General features: G+C 59.4%; 18 protein-coding genes. 13 read left to right on the forward strand and 5 right to left on the reverse strand.

Going from position 1 to position 22,423, the window contains the following annotated elements; genetic code table 11:
* The first annotated feature begins 5 nt into the window (after positions 1-5).
* The gene (locus G6L97_RS20665) at positions 6-1,616 is read left to right on the forward strand and encodes an FGGY-family carbohydrate kinase (RefSeq protein WP_013762242.1); all 1,611 of its coding nucleotides are present in this window, start codon (positions 6-8) and stop codon (positions 1,614-1,616) included.
* 55 nt (positions 1,617-1,671) lie between these two features.
* Positions 1,672-2,397 (forward strand): SDR family oxidoreductase, encoded by a 726-nt coding sequence (locus G6L97_RS20670; RefSeq protein ID WP_013762243.1) that lies wholly within the window; start codon positions 1,672-1,674, stop codon positions 2,395-2,397.
* Between the two features lie 64 nt (positions 2,398-2,461).
* On the opposite strand, the gene proP is transcribed toward G6L97_RS20670, so the two are convergent.
* Positions 2,462-3,982, reverse strand: a complete 1,521-nt coding sequence (gene proP / locus G6L97_RS20675) for a glycine betaine/L-proline transporter ProP (protein ID WP_013762244.1) — start codon at positions 3,980-3,982, stop codon at positions 2,462-2,464.
* Between the two features lie 183 nt (positions 3,983-4,165).
* The gene (locus G6L97_RS20680; RefSeq protein ID WP_003518197.1) at positions 4,166-4,462 is read right to left on the reverse strand and encodes a PRC-barrel domain-containing protein; all 297 of its coding nucleotides are present in this window, start codon (positions 4,460-4,462) and stop codon (positions 4,166-4,168) included.
* A gap of 214 nt (positions 4,463-4,676) precedes the next feature.
* Between G6L97_RS20680 and G6L97_RS20685 the strand changes: the two genes are divergently transcribed.
* The 4 genes from G6L97_RS20685 to G6L97_RS20700 all read left to right on the forward strand — a co-directional run bounded on the left by G6L97_RS20685 (position 4,677) and on the right by G6L97_RS20700 (position 9,594).
* Positions 4,677-5,516, forward strand: coding sequence for an inositol monophosphatase family protein (locus G6L97_RS20685; protein ID WP_065687433.1), 840 nt, complete (start codon positions 4,677-4,679; stop codon positions 5,514-5,516).
* Positions 5,517-5,569: 53 nt separating this feature from the next.
* Positions 5,570-6,178 (forward strand): dual specificity protein phosphatase family protein, encoded by a 609-nt coding sequence (locus G6L97_RS20690; protein WP_035200106.1) that lies wholly within the window; start codon positions 5,570-5,572, stop codon positions 6,176-6,178.
* A complete protein-coding gene (locus G6L97_RS20695; protein WP_035200108.1) occupies positions 6,172-7,854 on the forward strand; it encodes a metallophosphoesterase family protein in 1,683 nt (560 codons plus the stop codon). The genes G6L97_RS20690 and G6L97_RS20695 overlap by 7 nt, the downstream gene beginning before the upstream one ends.
* A gap of 96 nt (positions 7,855-7,950) precedes the next feature.
* Complete coding sequence (locus G6L97_RS20700) at positions 7,951-9,594, forward strand: Na/Pi cotransporter family protein (RefSeq protein WP_035200110.1); 1,644 nt, start codon at positions 7,951-7,953, stop codon at positions 9,592-9,594.
* A 48-nt stretch (positions 9,595-9,642) separates the two neighbouring features.
* On the opposite strand, the gene G6L97_RS20705 is transcribed toward G6L97_RS20700, so the two are convergent.
* Positions 9,643-10,629 carry a LacI family DNA-binding transcriptional regulator gene (locus G6L97_RS20705; protein ID WP_003518188.1) on the reverse strand — a complete coding sequence of 329 codons (987 nt, stop codon included), beginning with the start codon at positions 10,627-10,629 and terminating at the stop codon, positions 9,643-9,645.
* Between the two features lie 518 nt (positions 10,630-11,147).
* Between G6L97_RS20705 and G6L97_RS20710 the strand changes: the two genes are divergently transcribed.
* From G6L97_RS20710 to G6L97_RS20740, 7 genes are all read left to right on the forward strand, one after another.
* Complete coding sequence (locus G6L97_RS20710; protein ID WP_003518186.1) at positions 11,148-13,001, forward strand: ABC transporter permease; 1,854 nt, start codon at positions 11,148-11,150, stop codon at positions 12,999-13,001.
* On the forward strand, positions 13,001-14,134 hold the full coding sequence (locus G6L97_RS20715) for an ABC transporter ATP-binding protein (RefSeq protein WP_003518184.1): 1,134 nt from the start codon (positions 13,001-13,003) through the stop codon (positions 14,132-14,134). The genes G6L97_RS20710 and G6L97_RS20715 overlap by 1 nt, the downstream gene beginning before the upstream one ends.
* 44 nt (positions 14,135-14,178) lie before the next feature.
* Complete coding sequence (locus G6L97_RS20720) at positions 14,179-15,306, forward strand: ABC transporter substrate-binding protein (RefSeq protein WP_065687432.1); 1,128 nt, start codon at positions 14,179-14,181, stop codon at positions 15,304-15,306.
* Positions 15,307-15,370: 64 nt separating this feature from the next.
* Complete coding sequence (locus G6L97_RS20725; RefSeq protein WP_035200113.1) at positions 15,371-16,471, forward strand: ABC transporter substrate-binding protein; 1,101 nt, start codon at positions 15,371-15,373, stop codon at positions 16,469-16,471.
* Between the two features lie 73 nt (positions 16,472-16,544).
* A complete protein-coding gene (locus tag G6L97_RS20730; RefSeq protein WP_065687431.1) occupies positions 16,545-17,633 on the forward strand; it encodes an ABC transporter substrate-binding protein in 1,089 nt (362 codons plus the stop codon).
* A gap of 59 nt (positions 17,634-17,692) precedes the next feature.
* The gene (locus tag G6L97_RS20735) at positions 17,693-18,610 is read left to right on the forward strand and encodes an inositol monophosphatase family protein (RefSeq protein WP_065687430.1); all 918 of its coding nucleotides are present in this window, start codon (positions 17,693-17,695) and stop codon (positions 18,608-18,610) included.
* A gap of 49 nt (positions 18,611-18,659) precedes the next feature.
* Positions 18,660-19,286, forward strand: coding sequence for a dual specificity protein phosphatase family protein (locus G6L97_RS20740; protein ID WP_013762253.1), 627 nt, complete (start codon positions 18,660-18,662; stop codon positions 19,284-19,286).
* A 112-nt stretch (positions 19,287-19,398) separates the two neighbouring features.
* Here the strand turns inward: G6L97_RS20740 and G6L97_RS20745 are convergent, their stop codons facing one another.
* Together G6L97_RS20745 and G6L97_RS20750 are read right to left on the reverse strand one after the other, a co-directional pair.
* On the reverse strand, positions 19,399-20,958 hold the full coding sequence (locus tag G6L97_RS20745) for a TerC family protein (protein WP_065687429.1): 1,560 nt from the start codon (positions 20,956-20,958) through the stop codon (positions 19,399-19,401).
* 301 nt (positions 20,959-21,259) lie between these two features.
* Complete coding sequence (locus tag G6L97_RS20750; RefSeq protein ID WP_003518169.1) at positions 21,260-22,276, reverse strand: DUF1402 family protein; 1,017 nt, start codon at positions 22,274-22,276, stop codon at positions 21,260-21,262.
* Positions 22,277-22,423: the final 147 nt, after the last annotated feature.

Raw genomic sequence — 22,423 nt, forward strand, 5'->3', positions numbered from 1 at the left:
CGCAAATGGCTTCCTACCTGATTGGCGTCGATGTCGGTACCGGCTCTGCCCGTGCCGGTGTCTTTGATGTGGCGGGCAGGCTTCTCGCCACCGCCAAGCGCCCGATCACGATGCATCGCGAAGACGGCGGCATAGCCGAACAATCGAGTGGTGAGGTTTGGAAAGCCGTTTGCGACAGCGTGCGGGAAAGTGTCTCGCGCGCCGGCATAGATCCCGCAGCCGTGGTTGGCATCGGTTTCGATGCCACCTGCTCGCTCGTGGTGCGCGGGCCTGAGGATGAGACCCTTCCGGTCGGCGCGCCGGATCATCCAGAGCGCGATATCATCGTCTGGATGGATCACCGCGCCGTCGAACAGGCGGAGCGGATCAATGCGGGCGAACATGCCGTTCTGAAATATGTCGGTGGCCGGATTTCCCCGGAAATGCAGACGCCCAAGCTGCTCTGGCTTCGCGAAAACAGGCCGGATATCTATGCGCGCGCCGAGCACTTCTTTGACCTGACGGACTTCCTGACCTGGAAAGCCTCAGGCGCGCTCGATCGTTCCGCGTGCACGGTTACCTGCAAGTGGACTTATCTCGCCCATGAGGAACGTTGGGATGCGGAATATTTCACCCGCATCGGGCTTGGCGATCTGGCGGAGCAGGGATTCCGCCGTATCGGTGAAAGCGTCGTTCATCCAGGCACGGCGCTGGGTAATGGTTTGACCGATGAAGCCGCAAAAGCCATGGGGCTGGTTGCTGGAACCGCCGTTGCCGCCGGTCTGATCGATGCGCATGCCGGGGGTGTCGGCACGGTGGCTGCGGGCGGCGACGCTTCGCGGTGCCTCGGTTACGTCTTTGGTACCTCTTCCTGTACCATGACAACCACCTCGGAGCCGGCTTTCGTGCCGGGTGTTTGGGGTCCCTATTATTCCGCCATGGTTCCCGGCGCATGGCTCAATGAAGGCGGCCAATCCGCCGCCGGTGCGGCCATTGATTATCTGGTGCAATTGCACCCGGCATTTTCAGAGGCAAAGGCGCTTTCCGAAAAAGAAGGCAAGTCATTACCTGCATGGCTTGCCGACCGTGCACTAGCTTTGGCCACGTCTGCTTCCGCTGCCGTGAAGATTGCCGAGAATTTTCACGTGGTGCCGGAGTTCCTCGGCAACCGCGCGCCCTTCGCCGATCCTCATGCCCGTGCCGTCATTGCCGGTTACGGCACCGAGACGGGGGTGGATTCGCTTGTCGCGCTTTACGTGGCGGGGCTTCTCGGCCTCGGTTACGGGCTTCGCCAGATCATCGAGACGCAGGCGCGTCATGGCGCTCCCGTGGAAACGATCAGTGTCAGCGGCGGCGCGGGCGCGCATCCGCTTGCCAGACAATTGCTGGCGGATGCGACGGGGCTTTCGGTTGAACTCACTGAATGCGAGGAGCCGGTGCTTCTGGGATCGGCGATGCTCGGCGCGGTTGCTGCCAAGGCCTATCCCGACCTGATTTCCGCAATGCCCGCCATGTCGCGTATTGCCAAATATTCGGCACCGGACGCTGCATTCAGCCAAGTGCACCAGTCACGCTACGACGCGTTTCTGGCACTGCAGAATGCGGCGCGCGCCATTCGTTCCGCAAACCATTCCTGAAGCGCCACAAGCTTCCATCGTCCGGCCGTTTTGGCCGCAAAATAAAGAGGATTCCATGCAGTTTTCCGGAAAATCCGTCATCATCACCGGCGCAGGCAAGGGCATCGGCCGTGCCTGCGCTATCCTGATGGCCGCGCGCGGTGCTGAGGTCGTGGCAATCAGCCGGACCCAGTCCGATCTCGACAGCCTGAAAAGCGAAATCGGCGGACGCTCGATCCGTGTCGATCTCGCAGATGTGGCGTCGACGCGGGCCGCGATGGTCGAGGCGGGTCCTTGCGATTTTCTCATCAACAGCGCCGGCATCAACGTGCTCGAAAGCGTGCTTGATATGAGCGACGAAGGTTATGAGGCTGTACTGGGCATCAATCTGCGTGCCGCGCTCGTCACCTGCCAGGAATTCGCCCGTGCCCGTGTCGCAAAGGGTGGCGGCGGCGCAATCGTCAACATCACGTCAATTGCCGGTCATCGCGGTTTTCAGGATCATCTCTGCTACGCGGCCTCGAAAGCGGGGCTTGAAGGCGCAACCCGCGTTCTTGCCAAGGAACTCGGGCCGCACGGCATCCGTGTCAACGCCGTGGCGCCGACCATCACGCTGACTGAACTGGCTGCCGAAGCATGGAACGATCCGGCCAAGAGCACACCAATGATGGTTCGCCATCCTCTGCAGCGCTTTGCCGAGGCCGAAGACGTGGCACAGAGCATCGCACTGCTTCTGTCAGATGATAGCAGCATGATTTCCGGCGCGGTGTTGCCTATCGATGGCGGGTTCCTCGCCGTCTGACGTTTAAGGGATGCGCGGGTGCAAATGCATCGCCGCGCATCCTGTTCCAGGACTGGATATCCGCTCAGGTCAGATCCGGATGTCTGCCAACCAGCTGGTTGCGTTTTGCCTGAAGAATTTCCTTCTGTTCTTCAAGTTTGAGCAATTCGTCGTCTATCTCATCGACGCTTTTCTCGATGTGCAGATATTGCTCTGCAAGAAGCGACTTCGCTTCCTTTCGGCTAGACGCATTCGGCGTGTCGCCATAAAGCGGCCGGTTGGCGGTTTCCTTGAGGAAAAATGTCGTCACAATGCCAAAGATGGCCGCGACCATGAGATAGTAGGCCGGCATATAGATATTTTCCGTTACCTCCACCAACCATGCGGTGAGTGTCGGCGTGAGCCCGGCAACGATGATCGAGATATTAAACGCGATAGCCAGCGCGCTGTAGCGGATGCGGGCCGGGAAAAGGGCCGGGAGGGTGGATGCCATGATCCCGATCAGGCAGTTGAGTGCGACCGCCAGGATGAGCAGGCCGAAGAAAATCTGAACAACCTGTCCGCTGGCGATGAGATGAAATGCCGGCAGTGAAAGAAACAGGATCGCCGTGCTGCCAACCGCCAGAAACGGCCTGCGTCCGATCCGGTCGCTCAAAAGCCCGATGGCGGGCTGGACGAACAGCATGCCAACCATAACCGCGATGATGATGAGGACGCCATGGTCCTCGCTGTAATTCAGCGTCTTCGACAGATATGTCGGCATGTAAGTGAGCAGCATGTAATAGGTGACGTTGGTCACGAGGACCATGCCTATGCATATTGCCAGCGAGCGGGAATGTTGGCTCACGATCTCGGCGATGGGAACCATGGGGCGCTCTTTCAGCGACTGCCGGTCTTCTTCTTCAGAGCGCTGCAGGCGTTCGGTGAAGGCTGGTGTTTCTTCTGCCGCGTGGCGCAGATAAAGCCCGATCAGCCCGAGGGGTGCCGCCAGAAAGAACGGAATGCGCCAGCCCCAGTCGAGGAACTTGTCTTCACCCATCGCGGTGCTGAGCAGCACGACGAGCCCCGCGCCAAGCACGAAGCCGGCGATGGAGCCGAAGTCGAGCCAGCTTCCAAGGTAACCGCGCTTCCGGTCAGGCGCGTATTCCGCCACGAAAATGGCCGCACCGGTATATTCGCCGCCAACGGAAAACCCTTGGGCAAGCTTGCATAACAGCAACAGAATGGGTGCCCATATGCCGATGGTGGCATAACCGGGGATGAGGCCGATACAGAAGGTGCTCGCGGCCATGATGATGATTGTCAGGGAGAGGACTTTTTGACGCCCGAATTTGTCGCCCATGGCGCCGAAAAATACGCCCCCCAATGGGCGGATGAGGAAGGGGACGGAGAAGGTTGCGAGCGCCGCCACCGTTTGAACGGCGGGTGACGCGTCAGGGAAGAAGACCTTGCCGACGGCATAGGCGACGAAGCCGTAAACGCCGAAGTCGAACCACTCCATCGCGTTACCGAGAGCGGCTGCCGTAACTGCTTTTTTGACCTTCTCGTCATCGATAACGGTGACGTCGTCGATGCTCAGCGGAGTGGCCTGTATCTGGTTGTTCAATCACTGTCCCCCTGAACTGCATTGCGCCCGAATTTTTTGAGCGCCAAGAAAATGCTTGATACGCTTAAGCGTTCCATCGGTCGGCAGAACAATCGGGCCTTAGCTCATCTCATGGGGAGTATGGGCGGGGTCGCCCGACAGGAGAAAAAAACGCCCGGCTGGTAGCCGGGCGTTTTTTAAAGATTAGTGGTGGTGCTCAGGCATTTCCTTGAGCTGATCCTTGGTCCACGAGGTAATCGCGTGGACATCGCCGTCTTCATCGCGCATGAAATCGAGATCGCTGAGCGGTACTGCGACGGGCTTTGCGCCGATGCCGAGAAAGCCGCCGACGTCGATGATCGCGGTGCTTGCCGCGCCGACGCCATGGACGTGATCGACCTTGCCGACCTTGTGGTCATCTGCGCCATAAACTGTTGCACCTTCCAGAACCGACGGGGTCAGTTCGGTTTCAACGAGGCGTACGTGATTGGCATGATCCATTTTTCTTCCTCCTGCTTGGGTTGCGATATGGAAACTCCCGCAGTGCAAAACCGTTCCATCGCGTCTGGGGATTTTGGGCTAAACCGGTTGTCTGAACGCTTAGGGGACTGGTATGAACTCCAGCGGACCGCCCGCCGCAAAATCACGCTTGAAAAGATTGAACACGTGTGCAATATGAACGCGTGTTCAATCTTTTGAGAGATGGTTATTCCGCATGGACCTGATGCCTTATCCGGATACGTTGGCAGCCCGTGCCGAACTGTGCCGCAGCGTTATTCTTTCCGCCGGGGAATTGGTGCTGAAAGGCTTTCAGGGCGAGGCGACACGCAGCTTCTCAATGAAGGGCCCGCAGGACTTTCTGACGGTGACGGATGCAGCCTCCGAAGCGCATATTCGCGGCGCGATCTCGACCTGCTTTCCTAAGGACAGTTTTTTCGGCGAGGAGGGCGGCGGTGTGATCGGTGATCGCGTCTGGGTCGTTGATCCCGTGGACGGCACCGCAAATTTCGCCCGCGGCATTCCGCACTTCTGCATCTCCATCGCCTATGTCGAAAACCGGCAAACCGAAATCGGCGCTATCTATAATCCGGCTCTGAATGAACTTTATTTCGCCCGACGCGGCGAGGGGGCAACGCGTAACGGGCAGCCGATCCAGGTTGCGCAGACGGAACGTTTCGATGCGGCCTCAATCGAAATGGGCTGGTCGACCCGCATCGCGAATGCCACCTATCTTGATGTCGTCAAGAACCTGCTCGATATGGGCACCAATGTGCGCCGCGCCGGTTCCGGTGCGCTGGCGCTTGCCTATGTGGCCGATGGCCGCTCCGATGCCTATCTCGAATTGCACATGAATTCATGGGATTGTCTTGCGGGACTGCTACTCGTCAGCGAAGCTGGCGGCGACGTCTGCCCTTTCCTGGAGATCGGTAGTCTTGAAGATGGCGGGCCGGTGCTGGCCGCAGCCAGCGGTGTTGCAAGCGGCGTCAGCCGGGCATCGAAGATACCTTTGGCAGAGCGGCAGCCTTCGGATCGGCAGCGGGCCGTATCGGCCTGAGTTTAGACGAGCGCCTGTCCGTGAAGGGTGCTTGGTGCATGTGGAGGAATGAGATGGATGGACCCGTTTATGCCCGGCCTGCGATCAGCCTGATTGCGGAAGGGCTCGGCCCGCGTAACGTTGCGCTCTATATCGGCGGCAGCGATGGTGCGAGCGACCTTGGGCTCCTTCACCGGCACGGCATTAACACCGTCGTCAACTGCGCCGTCAATCTGGATATCAATCTCGTGCAGGCGTCGGCGGAAGATGGCGACAGGTGCGCGGTGGGGTATGGCGATATCCGTTATTATAAGCTCGGTCTTATCGACGGCGAAGGCAGTCCGGACACGATGATGCTGGGGGCCTATTATATTCTCGACGGCGCATTGCGGCAGACCATGCCGAAACGCGAAACCTATCCGTTCCCCGATGGCGGCAATGTGCTCGTCAATTGCCGCAGCGGCCGCAGCCGCTCGGTATCGCTGGTCGCGCTTTTCCTGCACAAGCAGCAGCCGCATCTTTACCCTAACCTCGACGATGCACTGGCTGTGATCCGCACGAAGCGGGAATTGCGGCCGGACGAATGGTTCGAGACACCGAAACCGATGCTTTATGCTGCTGCCCGCCGCGCTTCCGACTGGATCGATATGGTCGAAGGCAGAAAGACTGTCCAACCATGCTGAAACGCACGCTTCCTTCCGTCGCCGTCATTGCCGACGCCCATTTCCATGACACGGCGGCCGATTTCGGTTTTCCCGGCATAGAGGTCGATGGAGAACGCATCACCATGCGTAGCTGGTCGGATACACGCGAATCCACCCGTGTTTTCAACGAAAGCGCCGATGCGCTGCATGCTGCACTCGAAGAAGTGCGGCAGCGGGGCATTCGCCATGTGGTGCTGCTTGGCGACTATACCGACGACGGCCAGCGCGCGACATCCGAAACGCTGAAGGGTATTCTGGAGCGTCATCGTGATACCCATGGCACCGCCTTTTATGCGCTGCCCGGCAACCACGATATTTTCGGCCCGCGTGGCCGACATCATACCAAGGAGTTTCTGACGGAGAACGGCAAATGCCTTTCCGTTTCAAGCGATGCGCGGCGGGCCGGTGATCGGGTGGTGATCAGCGACCGGATGTATTGCGAAGGCTACCCCGTTGGCCTTGGCCCGATGGCGGCTTTCGGATATTTCCGCCAGCCGGACTATCTGCATTGGGAAACACCGTTCGGGCTTTCCGATGCGACGGAAGATCGTCTCTACGAGGTGCGTTCCCCCGATGGCACCAATATCTACCGGCTGATGGACGCATCTTATCTGGTTGAGCCGGAGCCGGGCCTCTGGCTGCTCATGATCGACGCCAATATTTTCGAACCGCTTGACGGCACTTTCGAGACGGGTGAGGAAGCGGCTTTCACCGACAGTACCTCTGGCGGCTGGAATGCGCTTTTGCGCTGCAAGCCCTTCATCATCGACTGGATTGCCGATGTGCGCGAAAGAGCGCAGGCGCTCGGCAAGACTTTGCTCGGCTTTTCGCACTATCCGGCGCTCGATCCCTTCGATGGCGCAAGCGGTGCCGAAAGTGCGCTGTTCGGCGAAACCAACGTGGTGCGTCGCACGCCGCGCAAGGCGGTTGAGGATGCGCTGGTTGAGGCGGGGCTCCAAGTCCATTTCAGCGGACATCTGCATGTGGAAGGCGTAACCCGGCGTGGGGAAGGGGAAACCTCGCTCACCAATATCGCCGTGCCGTCTCTGGTTGCCTTTCCACCCGCCTTCAAGGTCGTTCATCCCCAGCAGCACGAGATTTCCGTCGAGACGGTGGAAATGGCCGCGCTGCCGATAAACCGCCGCATTTGCCGGGGGTATGCGCAGGAAATGGCACTTGCGGGCGAGGATGAGGACCGCGCATTTGCGGCCGGCAATTATGGTGATTTCCTGCTTGGCCACAAACGCGCGCTTATCAGGCATCGTTATTTCACCAAGGAGTGGCCAGCCGGGATCGTGTCGGCGATTGCGGATAAAACCATATCCGAGGTTATCGGCCTGCTTGGTGAAAAAAGCCTTGCCTCGCATGATGTCGGGCTTTCCTCCGATCTGCCGATGTTCGAGCTTATTGCTGACTGGTATTGCCTGCGTCAAAGCGCGGGTCTGGCGCTTGTCCATATCGCGCCTCAACGGCTTTCCCTTTACCGGATGCTGGCGAAGCGGTTCGGCCGTGAGCCCGATCACCACGACGGTTCGGTTAAGAGTTTTATCGAAATCTTCTTCGGTGCCCTTGGGCTGTTTCTCGACCGTGCCGAAGGCGGTTTGCGGCATCTGGAGCTCCGTCTCACACCGCAACTCCAATCCGTTGCGGTGTGATCCGTAGGTTTTTCGACGCAATCCGCGATGTCAACGGGGCAGTTCAACGTCCCCTCGGGGAAGAGTGGCGGCAAGCAGGACAGGCGAGGTGATCTAGTGGAATCGGTCGTTGTCAGCATCAATCTGTTCGGCGCGGTGGCGCTGCTGCTTTTCGGCCTTGGGCAGATCAAGGACGGAATGTCGCGTGCCTTCGGCGCCAAGCTTCGCATCGGGCTTGCCGCCGGTACACGGGGTGGGTTTCGCTCCTTCATCGCCGGTCTCGTGGCGACGATCGCCCTGCAGAGTTCGACAGCCACGGCGCTGATGGTTGCCTCCTTCGTTGAAAAAGACTTGATCGCACCGGCGATGGCGCAAATCGTGCTGCTCGGCGCGAATGTGGGTACTGCGACGACCGCGTGGATTGTCGCACTCGGTCTTGGCTGGCTGTCGCCGATGCTGATCCTTGCCGGTGTCATTCTATTGCGTGGAAAGTCGGTGCAGCGGCAGGGTGCGGGTGCCGCCCTTGCCGGTGTCGGCCTGATGCTGCTTTCCCTGCATCTTCTTTCTGCGGCGACGGATCCGATCCGGCAGTCGCCGGCGCTTAACCTCTTCATTTCCATGCTCGGCAATGCCTGGCCGGTCGCGTTGATCTTTTCCGCGGTGCTGGCCGTGCTGGCATCATCGAGCCTTGCCATCGTCGTCCTCATCCTGTCACTTGCGGCAAGCGGCGGCATTGAAACAAGCCTCGTTATCGTGCTGGTACTCGGCGCCAATCTCGGCGGCGCGGTTCCGCCGGTGCTTGCGACGTTGAAGGCGCCGGTCGCGGCGCGCCGGGTGGCGCTTGGCAACCTCATCGTCCGGACCACCGGCTGTGTCGCAGCCCTGCCTCTTGCCGGATACGGCGCGGCACTGCTCGACATGTCGCCTTTCTCGCACGCCAATCTAGCGGTCGATGCGCATCTCCTTTTCAATCTTGCTGTTGCTGCGATCGCATGGCCGCTATCGCCTTTGTTGCTGCGGATGACGACCGCGCTGCTGCCGGAAAAAGAGGGAGTCGAAAGCCGCCGCAGCTATCTCGACAGTCATGATCTGGGTCAACCGGTTGCGGCGCTTGCCGGTGCAAGCCGCGAGGTCATGCTGGTTGGTGACCTGATCGAGCGCATGCTGCGTCAGGCGAATGACGCCATGCGCGACAGCGATCTTTCCAAACTCAATGATATCAGTACGCTGGAAGGCCGGGTCGATAGTATCCAGCATGCCATCAAGGTCTATGTCTCAAAGGTGGGCCAGGACGGTTTGTGCCAGAAGGATCAGCGACGTGCGATGGATATCGTTGAATATGCCATCAATCTCGAACATATCGGCGATATCATCGAGAAGGGCATCCGCCCGGAAATCGCCAAGAAGATCAATCTTGGCCTCAGGTTTTCCGATGATGGCAAAAGCGAGCTGGAACGTCTATTCTCCATCACGCTCGACAATATCCGCATGGCGCAATCCGTTTTCGCCACCCGCAATGCCGACCTTGCCCGTCGGCTGGTGGAGGTGAAGGAAGACGTGCGCCGGCTGGAAAAACAGTCATCGGAGCGACATCTCCAGCGCCTGCGCGACGGCCTGACTGACAGCATCCAGACAAGCTCAGTGCATCTCGACATGCTGCGCGATCTGAAGCGCATCAACGCCCATATCGCCGCCGTCGCACATCCGATCCTCGATGAAAGCGGTCTCCTGATCGAAAGCCGGATCAAGCAGGCGGGTTGAAGCCATGCCAGTAAAACGGCGCTGTGGTTTTTGCCCGGGAGTGGGCTTCTAGCGCGCGGTGATCCTTTCGACCATCTCAACGGGCACGACCTGAAGCCGGGTCTCGGGCTCGTCGCTGTCGAGGGCGGTCAGGACCTTCTCGGTCAGCGCGTCAAAGGATTGGGCAACGGTCGTCAGCTGATAGCTTTTCCAGCCCGCCTGCGGAATATCGTCGAAACCGACAATCGACAGGTCTTCAGGAATTCGGCGGCCCATCTCTAGCCTTGCTGCATCCATGAAGCCGAGTGCCAGCAGATCGGTCACGCAGAAGGCGCCGTCTATTGTCTTGTCCGTCAGCAACTCGCAGCCTGCCTGATAGCCGCTGTCATAACTCGTCGGACCGCCCGACCATGGAACGACCTCGATACCCTCGATGCTCATGCGCTGGGTGAAAGCGCCGGCGCGGCGCAGCTGTGCCGGTGTCTGGCTGCCGCTGGAAACGACCGCGACCTTCCGGCATTTAGCCGCCACAAGCCGCATGGCGGCGAGATCGGCGCCGTGGGAATCGTCGCTCAGCACCATGTTCGTATCGGTCCGGTCGAGGCGCTGGTTGATGAGGATGAGGCGCACGCCATTGGCAATGCATTCGTCGACAATCGAGGCTGGCGGCTCGCCGGAGAGTACGACGATGGCCTGGGCGCGAAACTCGAAAAGCAGTTCGATCAGCGGCGCGATATCCTTGCGTGCATCGGCCGCATTCAGCAGCAGGCATTGCAAGCCGCGACGCAGAAGGCCGATGCTGAGGAGGTCGAGCTGTTTTGAAATAAACGGCGAGCTGAGATTGGCACCGACCACCCCGATGAGATTGGATCGGTCATTGTTGAGGCCCTGGGCCAGACGGTTGACGCGGTAGCCAAGCTCATGCGCGGCTTTCAACACCTTGCGCCGGACGGCCTTCGATACGCTGCCGCCGGGGGTGAATGTGCGCGAGACGGCGGAGCGCGAGACACCAGCCTTTTTCGCCACCTCTTCGGCCGTCACGAACCCTCTCGCCATTCAACTTCCCCGTTGCAAAACCTCATGTCTGATATCACAGGCCATAAGGGCCGACTATTCCAATCGAAATATTTCAGGTGCGAAGCGCTCTTGCTGATGGAAGGCGGTTCTCGCTTTCGCCGGCAAATATATCGTCCTTTCCATTTTCATTCTGCGGGAAAAAATGACTGCTTGTGCGTCGATAAGAAAATTTGCAAAACACGTTCAATAAAACCATTTAAAAACAATGGCATATATCAATGATCACGTGTGCATTTTTTCGTTGACAAAATGCCGTTTAGGATGGATCATGCATTCCAAGGTTAAGCGCTATATGGAATATTTATTCCACGTTTTGCTTGCCGGCGATGTTTCCGGGAGGAGCTGGATCATCGTTGCTCGCGGGCCTGATGTGCCCGCTGCTGAAGCATTGACGCATTGCTCATGTTCGACGCACGCGCCGCCTGTTCCGCAGGTTGCGCGCAGGCAGATGCTTGCCGGCGTGTCGGAGCAATGTTGCGGCCATATGGGGAGGAATAATGGCTCTTTTAAGCGAATCAACGAAGGCGGAGGCACTGGGGCGTCCCCCGGCGACCGCGCCTTCGGCATGGCAGGCCTGGCGATATCGCCTCAAGGTCGCGCTCAGGGAGCCGACGACGCTCATCGGCGTGCTGACGGCGTTACTTTTCACCTATCTGATCGTCGTTCCGATCATCTCTATCGTTCTGGATGCCGTCCGTGTCCAGTTCGGCCACGAACGGCGTCTTGGCAAGGATGTCGGTGACCTCACGCTCTATTATCTCGACAGGGCGTTCTTCTCGCCCGTCGCAACGGATCTTTTCTGGCATCCGCTCTTCAACACGCTCACCGTCGCTTTGGGGGCGATTGCGCTTTCGCTTGTTATCGGCACGGTGCTTGCCTGGCTTATCAGCCGCACGGACATGTTCGGTCGCCGCTGGTTCGCGACCGCGCTGATCGTGCCCTACATGCTGCCCGCATGGACCTTCGCTCTCGCCTGGACGACGCTGTTCAAGAACCGCACCGTTGGCGGCCAGCCCGGCTGGTTCGAGGCGATGGGCCTGACACCGCCGGACTGGGTGGCCTATGGGCGCTTCCCGATCACCATCATCCTTGCCCTGCATTATACACCTTTCGTTATCCTGCTGTTCGGCTCGGCGCTGCGCCGCTTCGACTCGCAGCTGGAGGATTCGGCCCGCATTCTCGGCGCTCATCGTTATCAGGTGGCTTTGCAGGTCATCCTGCCCTTGATGCGCCCGGCGCTGCTCTCTTCCATGGTGCTGATCTTTGCAAAGTGCCTCGGCGAATTCGGCGTACCCTATGTTCTCGGGCTTCCCGTGAAGTTCGAAGTCCTCTCGACATCGCTGTTCCGCAGCATCGCCTCGCGCCAGACCGGCGTTGCCGGTGTCGTTGCGGCCTCGATCATGCTCATCGGCATCATCACGCTGATGATCGATGCCCGCCTGGTTCGCGAAGCCCGCCGTTTCGTGACGATCGGCTCGAAGGGGTCGATGAACCGGCAAAGCCGCCTCGGCAAAATGCGTCTTCCGGCAACGGGCTTTGCGGCCGCTGTCTTCATTCTCAGCGTCGGCCTGCCTTTGCTGACCCTCGCTCTCTCGACCGTCATGAAGATGCCGGCCAAATTCACGTTCGACAATTTCACGCTCGATTACTGGATTGGCAGCAATCTCAACACGGTGGCCTTGCAGACCGGCGTTCTTTTAAGCCCCGATCTATGGGCAGCCGCGAAGAACACCATGATGATCGTTGGTCTTGCCTCGCTCACATCTGGCGTCCTCGGCCTTCTGGTCGGGTATGTCGTCATCCGCACGCCGGTGCGCGCCCTGTCGGTCTATCTGCGTCAGGTCACGTTCCTGCCCTATCTCGTGCCCGGCATCGCCTTTGCCGCCGCCTATCTCTCGCTCTTTGCGGTTCCGCGCGGGCCGATGCCGGCGCTCTACGGCACGGTGACGATCCTTATCCTCGCACTGATTGCCGACCAGATGCCCTATGCCTCGCGCGCCGGTATCTCGGCCATGACACAGCTTGGAAAGGACCCGGAAGAGGCAGCACAGATTGCCGGTGCCGGCTGGTTCCGCCGCATGGTCTCGATCGTCATCCCGATCCAGAAGGGATCGCTGGTGACGGGGGTTCTCCTGCCCTTCATCTCGGGCATCAAGGGCTTGAGCCTGTTCGTGATCCTCGCGGTGCCGAGCACGGATGTTCTGACCACCTATTCGCTGCGGCTGGTCGACTACCACTATACGCAGGCCGCAAACGCCGTGGTGCTGATCATCGCTGGCATTGCCTATTTCGGTACCCTGTTGGCCCAGAAGCTGACCCGCACAAATCTTGCAGAAGGACTTGGAAGCTGATGCCTACCATCAACCTGCGCGGGGCGCAGAAGAACTACGGCGTGAATTCCGCAAATGCGGTTTCCGATCTCGATCTTGAAATCCGCGACGGCGAATTCATGTGCCTGCTTGGCCCTTCCGGCTGCGGCAAGACCACGACGCTGCGCATGATCGCGGGTCTTGAAAACCTCTCCGGCGGTGAAATCCGTGTCGGCGACAGGGTGATAGATTCCGTCAATGACGGCATATTCGTGCCGCCGGAAAAGCGCGAAATGGGGCTCGTCTTCCAGAGCTACGCGCTCTGGCCACATCTGACCATCGAGCGCAACACCGATTTCGGCCTGCGCCTGCGCAAGCTGCCGAAAGCCGAGCGGGAGGCCCGCGTCGAGCGCGTCATGCAGGCGCTCGACATTGCCAAGTACCGCGACCGTTATCCGTCACAGCTTTCCGGTGGGCAGCAGCAGCGTGTGGCGCTGGCCCGCATGCTTGCCGTCAATCCCGGTGTGCTGCTTCTGGATGAGCCGCTGTCCAACCTCGATGCCCGGCTGCGGCTGGAAATGCGCGCCGAGCTGAAGCGGCTGCACAAGGAGTTCAAGACCACCATCGTCTTCGTGACGCATGACCAGTGGGAGGCAATGACACTTGCAACGACAATCGCCGTCATGAACGAGGGCACGCTCCAGCAGATGGGTACGCCGAACGATATCTACGACCGTCCGGCCAACCGCTTCGTCGCCGAATTCGTCGGCAGTCCGCCGATCAATATTCTGACCTTCGGCCAGCCCGGCGTGTCTGATATCGCCGACAATGCGGAGGCTTATTTTGCAACGCGCTATCCGCAGTTGCGCGGCATCGCCTCGGTCGGCATGCGGCCGGAGGCGATGGGTTACACGGCAAGGTCTGAGGATGTGCCGCAGGGCAGCCTTTTCGGTGAAATGACGGTGACCGGCGTGCTTCCGACGGGCGGCAGCTGGATTCTCGAATTGAGGAGCGAGAACCACACGCTGTTCCTGACAACCCATGCCCTGCCGCGCGTCGATAGTGGCGACCGTGTGTTTTTCCACGTGCCTCCCGACGCCCTGCATGTGTTCGACGCAAAAGGGCAACGGATTACGGAAGCGGACGCCGTGCTGAGGAGCAGTAGCTACAACTGACAACGACGAAAAGACTGACAATCGCTTGCTGAAGGAGGAGCAGTATGAAGCGGAAAATGACGGGCGGCCTTAGCCGTCTCCTGTGTGCAACGGCAATTCTGGCAACGTTTGGCGGCGTGGCGAAGGCGGGGGAGCCTTTCGACCTCAACGCCCTGATCGAGGCTGCCAAAAAGGAAAAGCCGATCACCGTCTATGACAGCACGGGCAAGATCGTGGAAATGGCGAAGAATTTCGCCAAGAAGTATGGCGTGGGCGCGGAGGGTGCGAAGGTAAAGGCAACAGCGCAGCTGGAGATGGTCATCCGCGAGGCGCGGGCCAACAATATTCAGGGTGACGTCTCGATCATAAGCGATGCCCCGGCGGCGATGGCACAGCTTATTCCAATGGGCTTTGTCGAAAGCTGGTTGCCGCCGGATCTCGCTGGCAATATTCCGCCAGAATATCAGGATCCGCTGACCGTCGTCACCAGCGCCAATGTCTGGGCCTACAATACCGAGCTTTTCGACAAATGCCCGGTTTCCAATATCTGGGAACTGACCGACCCGAAGTGGAAGGGTAAGGTGGCTATGCAGGATCCGCTCGGCAAGGCATCCTATGTCGACTGGTTCAACCAGATGGCTAAGCATGGCGATGGAGAGGTGAAGGCGGCCTATAAGGCGCTTTACGGCAAGGACCTCGAGACCGCAGAGTCAAGCGCGACAGCGGCCTGGGTCAAGGCACTTGCCGCCAACGCGCCGCTGCTGACCGATGCCGATGCAGCGGCGGCGGAAGCCGTTGGCACGCCTGGCCAGAAGCAGCCCTTCATGGGCCTCATCAGCTCGGCGAAGTTTCGCGATAATGCCGACAAGGGCATGAAACTCGGCCTCTGCAAGGAGCTGAAGCCGTGGATCGGCTGGCTTTATCCAGGTGTCGGCCTGATCACCAAGGGCACGGATAGCCCCAATGCTGCAAAGCTCTTCATTCACTACGTCATGACTGCTGAAGGCATCGCGCCGCAGGCGATCGACGGCAAGATGTCCACCAACAAAGACGTGAAACTGCCCGCCGACGAACCTTCGGGTATCGGCGCCGTGCTCGACCGCGTTCTGCCCTACAGCATGGCCAGCAGCCTGGAAGACTGGGATGCGCGCGAAACCTGGCAGGACTTCTGGCGCGTGAATTACAAGAAATAACGGGGGGACCGACACAGTGAATATCATGACCAAGAACCGATATGGTGGCGAGCGGCGGCGGCGGATGGCGGCTTCAGCTCTTTCCCTCATCTTCTCGCTGGCGCTTGGCGGTGCTGCCCACGCGCAGGACGCCTTTAATCTCGATGCGCTCATCGACGCCGCGAAGAAGGAAAAACCGATCACCGTTTATGCGGTGACCGGCAAGATCGTCGACACCGCACAGGCCTTCACCGCCAAATATGGCGTGCAGGCAAGCGGCAAGAAAGTGAACGAGGCAACTCAGGTCGAGTTGATGATCCGCGAACATCGCGCCGGCAATGTCGTCGGCGATGTCAGCGTCGCAACGGATGTCGCCTCCGCAATGGGGGAACTTCTGCCGGAAGGCATTGCCACCAGCTGGTCGCCACCGGATATGGAAAGCGATATTCCGCAAAAGCTGCGCGATCCGCTCGTGGTCGTTTCGGATCCGCATGTGTGGACCTACAATACCGAGAAATACGACAAATGCCCGGTCACCAACATCTGGCAGCTGACGGAGCCGCGTTGGAAGGGCAAGCTTGCCATGCTCGATCTCTTCGACAAGCCGCTTTATGCCGACTGGTTCAACCAGATCGAAACCCATCATGATGCCGATGTCGCCAAGGCCTATGAGGAGCTCTACGGCAAGAAGCTGGAAACGGGTGAAAAAAGCGCGACGGCTGCCTGGGTGAAGGCCTTTGCCGAGAACGCTCCCCTGCTGACGGACTCGAGCACAGTTGCCGATGCGGCGGGCGCTCCGGGACAGACCGATCCCTTTTTCGTCATCACCTCGGCGGCGAAATACCGCGATAATGAGGCCAAGGGGCTGAAGCTCGGTCTTTGCAGCGGTGTCAAACCGTTTTCCGGGTTCCTCTATCCCGGCTTCGGCCTGATTGCCGGGCAGACCAAAAGCCCGAATGCTGCAAAGCTCTTCCTTCACTATCTGATGACGGAAGAGGGCATCGCGCCGCAGACGGTCGATGGCAAAATCTCCGGCAACACGAAAATCGGTCTGCCGGCGGACGAACCATCGCGGGTAGCCGATCATCTCGACGAGTTGATGGCCTTTGATGCCGCAACGGCGGCCGACGACCTCGACAAGCGCGAAGGCTGGCAGGATTTCTGGCGTGTGAACTACAAAAAATAACGGCAGGGCAGGCGCGAGCCTGCCTTGCCTTTTCCTTGGGAGGGGAACGATGAGAAGAAGCAGATTTTTACCGATGACGGCGATAGCCATCGCCGTTGCAGGCTTATCCGCAATGGGGGCTGCAGCCGAAGAAACCTTCGATCTCGATGCGATCTTGGCGGCGGCGAAGCAGGAGAAGCCGATCAATATCTACGACAGCACCGGCAAGATCGTGGAGATGGCCGACAAGTTCAGCGCCAAATACGGGTTAAAGGCGACAGGCGTGAAGGTTTCCGCCAACAGCCAGCTGGAAATGATCATCCGTGAAAGCCAGTCCGGCAATGTGCAGGGCGACGTGGTGCTGATCACCGATGCGCCATCGGCGCTCGCGCAGCTTCTGCCGGCGGGTTTTGTCGAGAATTACCTGCCGGGCGACATGGTTGCGAAAATCCCGGCGCAGTTCCAGAACCCGCTGGCAATCTCCACCAACGCCAATGTCTGGGCTTACAATACGGAAGCCTATGATAAATGCCCGGTGACCAACATCTGGGAACTGACCGAGCCGAAATGGAAAGGCAAGGTCGCCATGGTCGATCCCTTGAGCAAGAGCACCTATACGGACTGGTTCAACCAGCTCGAAGCCCACGGCAACGAGAAGGTGGCGGCCGCCTACAAGGCGCATTTTGGCAAAGATATCGAAGAAGATGCGGCCGCAGCCTGGATCAAGGCGCTGGCGCAGAACGGCCCGCTTGCCACTGATGGCGATGACCCGGTGGCAGAGGCCGTCGGCGCACCCGGCCAGAAGCAGCCCTTCTTCGGCCTGCTCAGCTCTGCCAAGTTCCGCGACAATGCCGACAAGGGCTACAAGCTTGGCCTCTGCACTGGTCTCGATCCCTGGGTCGGCTGGACCTACATCAAGCTTGGGCTCATCGCCTCCAAGACCAAAAGTCCGAACATGGCGAAACTCTTCGTCCACTACATCCTGACGGAAGAGGGCATCGCACCACAGATGAAGGACGGCAAGCTGCCGACCAATATCGACATCAAGATGCCGGCTGACGAGCCGTCGGGGCTGATGAAGGTTGCCGACAGGCTGATGGGTTACGAGTCCGCCACCGGCCTCAACGATTTCGATCGTCGCGAGGAATGGCAGGATGTCTGGCGCGTCAACTACAGGAAATAATCCAGGCTGGCGCGGTCCTGCCGCGCCGGTCCCTCCTTTGCGAAAAAAATAGACTGGATATGCCGATGCAAAGCCCTTCTTCGACTGAAAACAAATCTGGAAATGAGGAGGCGCTTTCCCGCTCGGTGCGGCTGATGAAAATCGCCGAAGCGGCGGCGCGTGCCGTGCGCGATCCGCTGCTGGTGGCGTTCCGCTCTGATATGGCGGTGGATTACAAGGTCGATCTCCACGACATCGTCACCATTCACGACAAACGCGCCGAAGCCGCGATCCGCGCCGTCATTCTCGAACGGGAGCCGAATTCGGCGATCATGGGCGAAGAGGGTGGGCAGATCGGCAACGGCGAGGTGCAATGGTATGTCGATCCGATTGACGGCACGGCGAATTTTGCCCGTGGCCTTGCCTTCTGGTGCGTATCGATTGCCGCCGTCATCGGTGGGGAAGCCGTTGCCGGCGTGGTGTACGACCCCGTGACTGACCAGATGTTTTCCGCCGACCTCGAGGCTTCTTATCTCAACGGCGACAGGCTGCGCTCCCGCAGCGTTGCAGATGAAACCCGGGCGACGCTTATCACGGGCTATCCGGTCTCGCGTGATTTCCGGCTGGATGGGCGGGATGCGGCGCTTTCCAATTTCGGTGCGCTTGTCGAGACCTTCTCGACGCTGCGCCGGCCCGGCAGCGCTGCCCTCAGCATCGCGCATGTGGCGGCTGGCTGGACAGATGCTGCTGCGGGCTTCGGCGTCAACGCCTGGGATGTGGCAGCAGCCATCCTCATTCTCAAGAATGCCGGGGGAACATACGAGCCGCTGACCTTGGGGAAGGTGGCGGAGGGGTCGGCCGATTTTCTCTGCCCCGGCTATATCGCCACGGGCGAGGGGGCGAATTACCAGACATTGCAGCGGGTGGCGCGATCCATATCCGCAAGCCGCATAGCCAGGGCAGCGATCCCGCCAAGCCAGACGGCTGCAAACGCCTGAACAAGCAAGGACATGACGGCCGCCACATCGGCGCCGATGGAGACAAGACATGCCGCAACCGGAAAAGACCCTATCTCGCGAACAGGAAACCGGCGAATTGCCGAAGCTCAGCCGCATCTATGAGCGGCATCCTCTTTATGGCGTCGATCTCTTCATTTCAGGTAAGGAAGGCGCCAGCGATCTGAAGCTTCTGCGTGAAAACGGCATCACCACCGTCGTCAATTGCGCCGTCAATCTCGACTTCAACTTCGTGGAGCAGCCGCAGATCGTTTCCGATCATGAAGGCAGCGTCTATGGACCCGGCGAAATACGTTATTACAAGATCGGCCTGATCGACGGCGATGGAAATCCCGATACCCAGATGGTTGCGGCCCATTACATCCTGCGGGCGGCGCTCGAACAGATATTGCCCGACAAGCCGTCCTATCCCCGGCGCGAGCGCGGCAGCGTGTTGATCAATTGCCGCGGCGGCCGCTCGCGTTCCGTCGCCGTTGTTGCGCTCTTTCTGCATATGACGCTGCCGGTGGAATTCCCGACGCTCGACGATGCCATCAGCTTCGTACGCGTGAAGCGTGAGCTGCCTGAAAACGAATGGTACAAGGCGCCGAAACCGGTGCTTGCGGAAGCAGCCCGCCGCGCCGCCGGCTGGATTACCACGATCGATGCCGCCCACTAGAGCGGAGGACGGTTTTCACCGCTCGGCCGCTTCCTCGGTGATGCAAATGTGGAGACGTGCCGTGGCTTGCACGTCACGTCGCCATTTCGAAACGGGTTCGGGATTTTTCAGCTCACGCCTCGGGAAGCGTGGTGTTCCAGACCCGGACCTTTTCAATGTTTCTGTCCGAGCAGGAAACGATCTCGAACTCGAACCCGTCGCCGGAAACACGTTCGCCGATCTCGGGAAGGCGATTTAGCCGCCAGAGGATGTAGCCGGCGACGGTGGAGTAACGATCGTCCTCGTCCACCAGATCGATATCCAGCAGATAGGATACCCGTCTGACGTCGACAGCGCCGTCCAGCAGCCAGGAACCGTCCTCTGCCCGTTCCGAAATCTGCGATTCCTCGCCCTCATCCGGAAATTCGCCGGCGATAGCCTCGAGAATGTCGTTAGGCGTCGTTATTCCCTGAAGCGTGCCGTATTCGTCGACGATGACGGCCATCTGGAGCGGGGATTTGCGCAGCTGCTCCATGACCTGCAACGCGGTGGCGCTTTCATGCACGACGAGGGGTTGGCGCAGCGAGCGCTCTAGGTTCAATTTGCCGTCATGCAGAAGATCGCGCAGCAAGTCCCTTGTTGCGGCGACACCGAGGAACGAATCCAGCTTGCCCTGCGCGAGCATCAGGCGGGAATGGTCGAGTTCCAGCAGGCGGTTCCTTAGCGTATCGTGGTCGGCGTCGACATCGAGCCAGTCGATTTCCGTCCGTGGCGTCATGATTGATACAACGGGGCGCTCGGCAAGCGTAAGGACACCGCGGATCATGTCCTTTTCCTCGGATTTGAACAGGTCGCTTCGTGCCGCCTGTGCCGCGATGACCTCGGCTGTCTCGCCAAGGGAACGTTCTTCGCCGACACGACCGCCCAGAAGCCGCAGAATGGCATCGGACGTCCGCTCGCGCATATCACCGGCGGTGATGCGTTTTTCGCGATTGCGCCTGCCAATCTGGTTTGCCGCCTCGATGAGCACGGAAAAGCCGATTGCGGCATAGAGGTAACCCTTGGGAAGGTGGAATCCGAAGCCTTCGACGATCAGGCTGAAACCGATCATCAACAAGAAGCCGAGGCAGAGAATGACCACGGTGGGGTGTTTCGACACGAAGCTCATCAGCGGCTTCGATGCTGCCATCATCACGGCCATGGCCACGCAGACGGCGGTAATCATCACCCAGAGATTGTTGACCATGCCGACGGCGGTGATGACGCTGTCGAGCGAGAACACGGCATCAAGCACGACGATCTGCACGATCACCTGCCAGAAGACGGCATGGACGACCTTGCCCTGTTTTGGCTTATGCGCGCCCTCCAGCCGTTCGTGCAGTTCCATCGTTCCCTTGGCGAGCAGGAACGCACCACCGAGAATGAGGATGAGGTCGCGCCCGGAGAAGGAGAAGTCCGCGACCTGAAATAGCGGCCGCGTCAACGTCACGATCCATGAAATCGAAAACAGCAGCAGGATACGCATGACAAGCGCCAGCGACAGACCGACAATCCGCGCCTTGTGGCGTTGATGCGGCGGCAGCTTGTCGGCGAGGATCGCGATGAAAACGAGGTTGTCGATGCCGAGGACGACTTCGAGGACGATAAGGGTAACGAGGCCGATCCAGATATTTGGATCTGCGAGGAATTCCATGGTCAGGGGCCTTTATGGGAACGGGCGCGAACGCAAAAAACCCCGGACTGAACATCCGAGGTTGAAACCCGTTTCGTTGAAGAAAACAAGAAAGGACGAGGCTGGCTTCGCTTTACGCAAGCCAGCCTCGTTCGGTGTCGACTATCGTCGGTACTGTCGCCTTCGTCAGGCATATCGCGGAATTATCCCACTATCAGTCAATTCTTGTGCACGTGGCAGTAGCAGATTCCGGGCGGTCGGGGAAGCGTTTTGCGTGCATCATCCTTTGCGAGGCGGATTTGCAATCCTCCCTGCAAGGGCATTATCGCGTTTTTTCGCCGATATCCGAGGTGGTTCGCTTGTCAATGGCCTTGCCATCGAGGATGCCTCTCAGAACGTCGAGGCGCTCGTTGATAAGCCATCCATAGTAGTTTTCAACCGGCAGCAGGTTCTTTGCGCCTGCATCCACGGCCGTCCGCAGGCGTTCGGCGCGACGCCGGGGTTGGCCGACATTGTAGAGGGTGGCGGTGATGCCGGGATTGCCGGAAATGTCGAAGCCTTTTTCCCTGTAGGCATCGATGGAATCTCGAAGGATAGCGGCGATGTAGATGATGCTCCGGTCAGGATCCATGACGTCGCGGTAAATCTCTTTCGGCCTGTCGGCGGAGAGTTTCGGCAGACCACTGGTTCTGTTTACGAGATCGGTAACCTGCAGCGCCGTCAACGGGCTGATCTGGCCAAGACCAAAGGTCTGTCCGGCATAGAAGGGCTGGAAGAAGGCCCGCTGGAACGAAATCGCTTCATAGCTCACGCCATCGACGACCTTGCCGCGGAAACTTGCATCCCAAACGATATCGCGGCAGCTCCATTGCTCGGATGTCGTGGCAAGCGTCGCGCAGGAGCGGAATTCCGGACGCTCGAGAAACGTCTTCAGGGCAACGCCCTGATAGCTGAATTTTATATCGAGTTCCGCATAGGAAATGGCCTTGACGTAATATGTCTGCAGGCGGTCCACGGCGGTGACGTTGAAAGTGTGTTCGCCAACGATAGCGCCGACGATATGGATCGGGTCGATGCCATAGGCCGCTCCCGCCTTCCTGATCTTGCCAAGTAGACCGGGTTCACTGTTTAGAAGATCGACCGTCTTGCGGAATTTTTCCTCATAGGTCGTGGAAAACGCCCTGGTCCTGATCGCCGAGGCCTGAGGTATTTCCGGCTGTTGGGCGGAGCGGTTTCCGGGAGGTACGACGACCATCTGCTGCGCTGCGGCATTTGAGGGCAGGCAGGCCAGTGCCAGAATGACAGCGGCCGCGCGGGTGGTCTTCGCAAACAGGCTCATGCAGCGTTCTCTAATATGTGGATTACTATTGCGTGACGGCCTCTTCATAGGCAGGCCGCCCCGGCGTGGCAAGTTCCCGCTGCTCACTTTACCGTTGCTGACCGTTCAGATGCCGTGGCTACCCCGGCGTTATCCCAGTCAACGCCG

The organism is Agrobacterium tumefaciens, from assembly GCF_013318015.2.
In the GTDB taxonomy this organism is placed as follows: Bacteria; Pseudomonadota; Alphaproteobacteria; order Rhizobiales; family Rhizobiaceae; genus Agrobacterium; species Agrobacterium tumefaciens.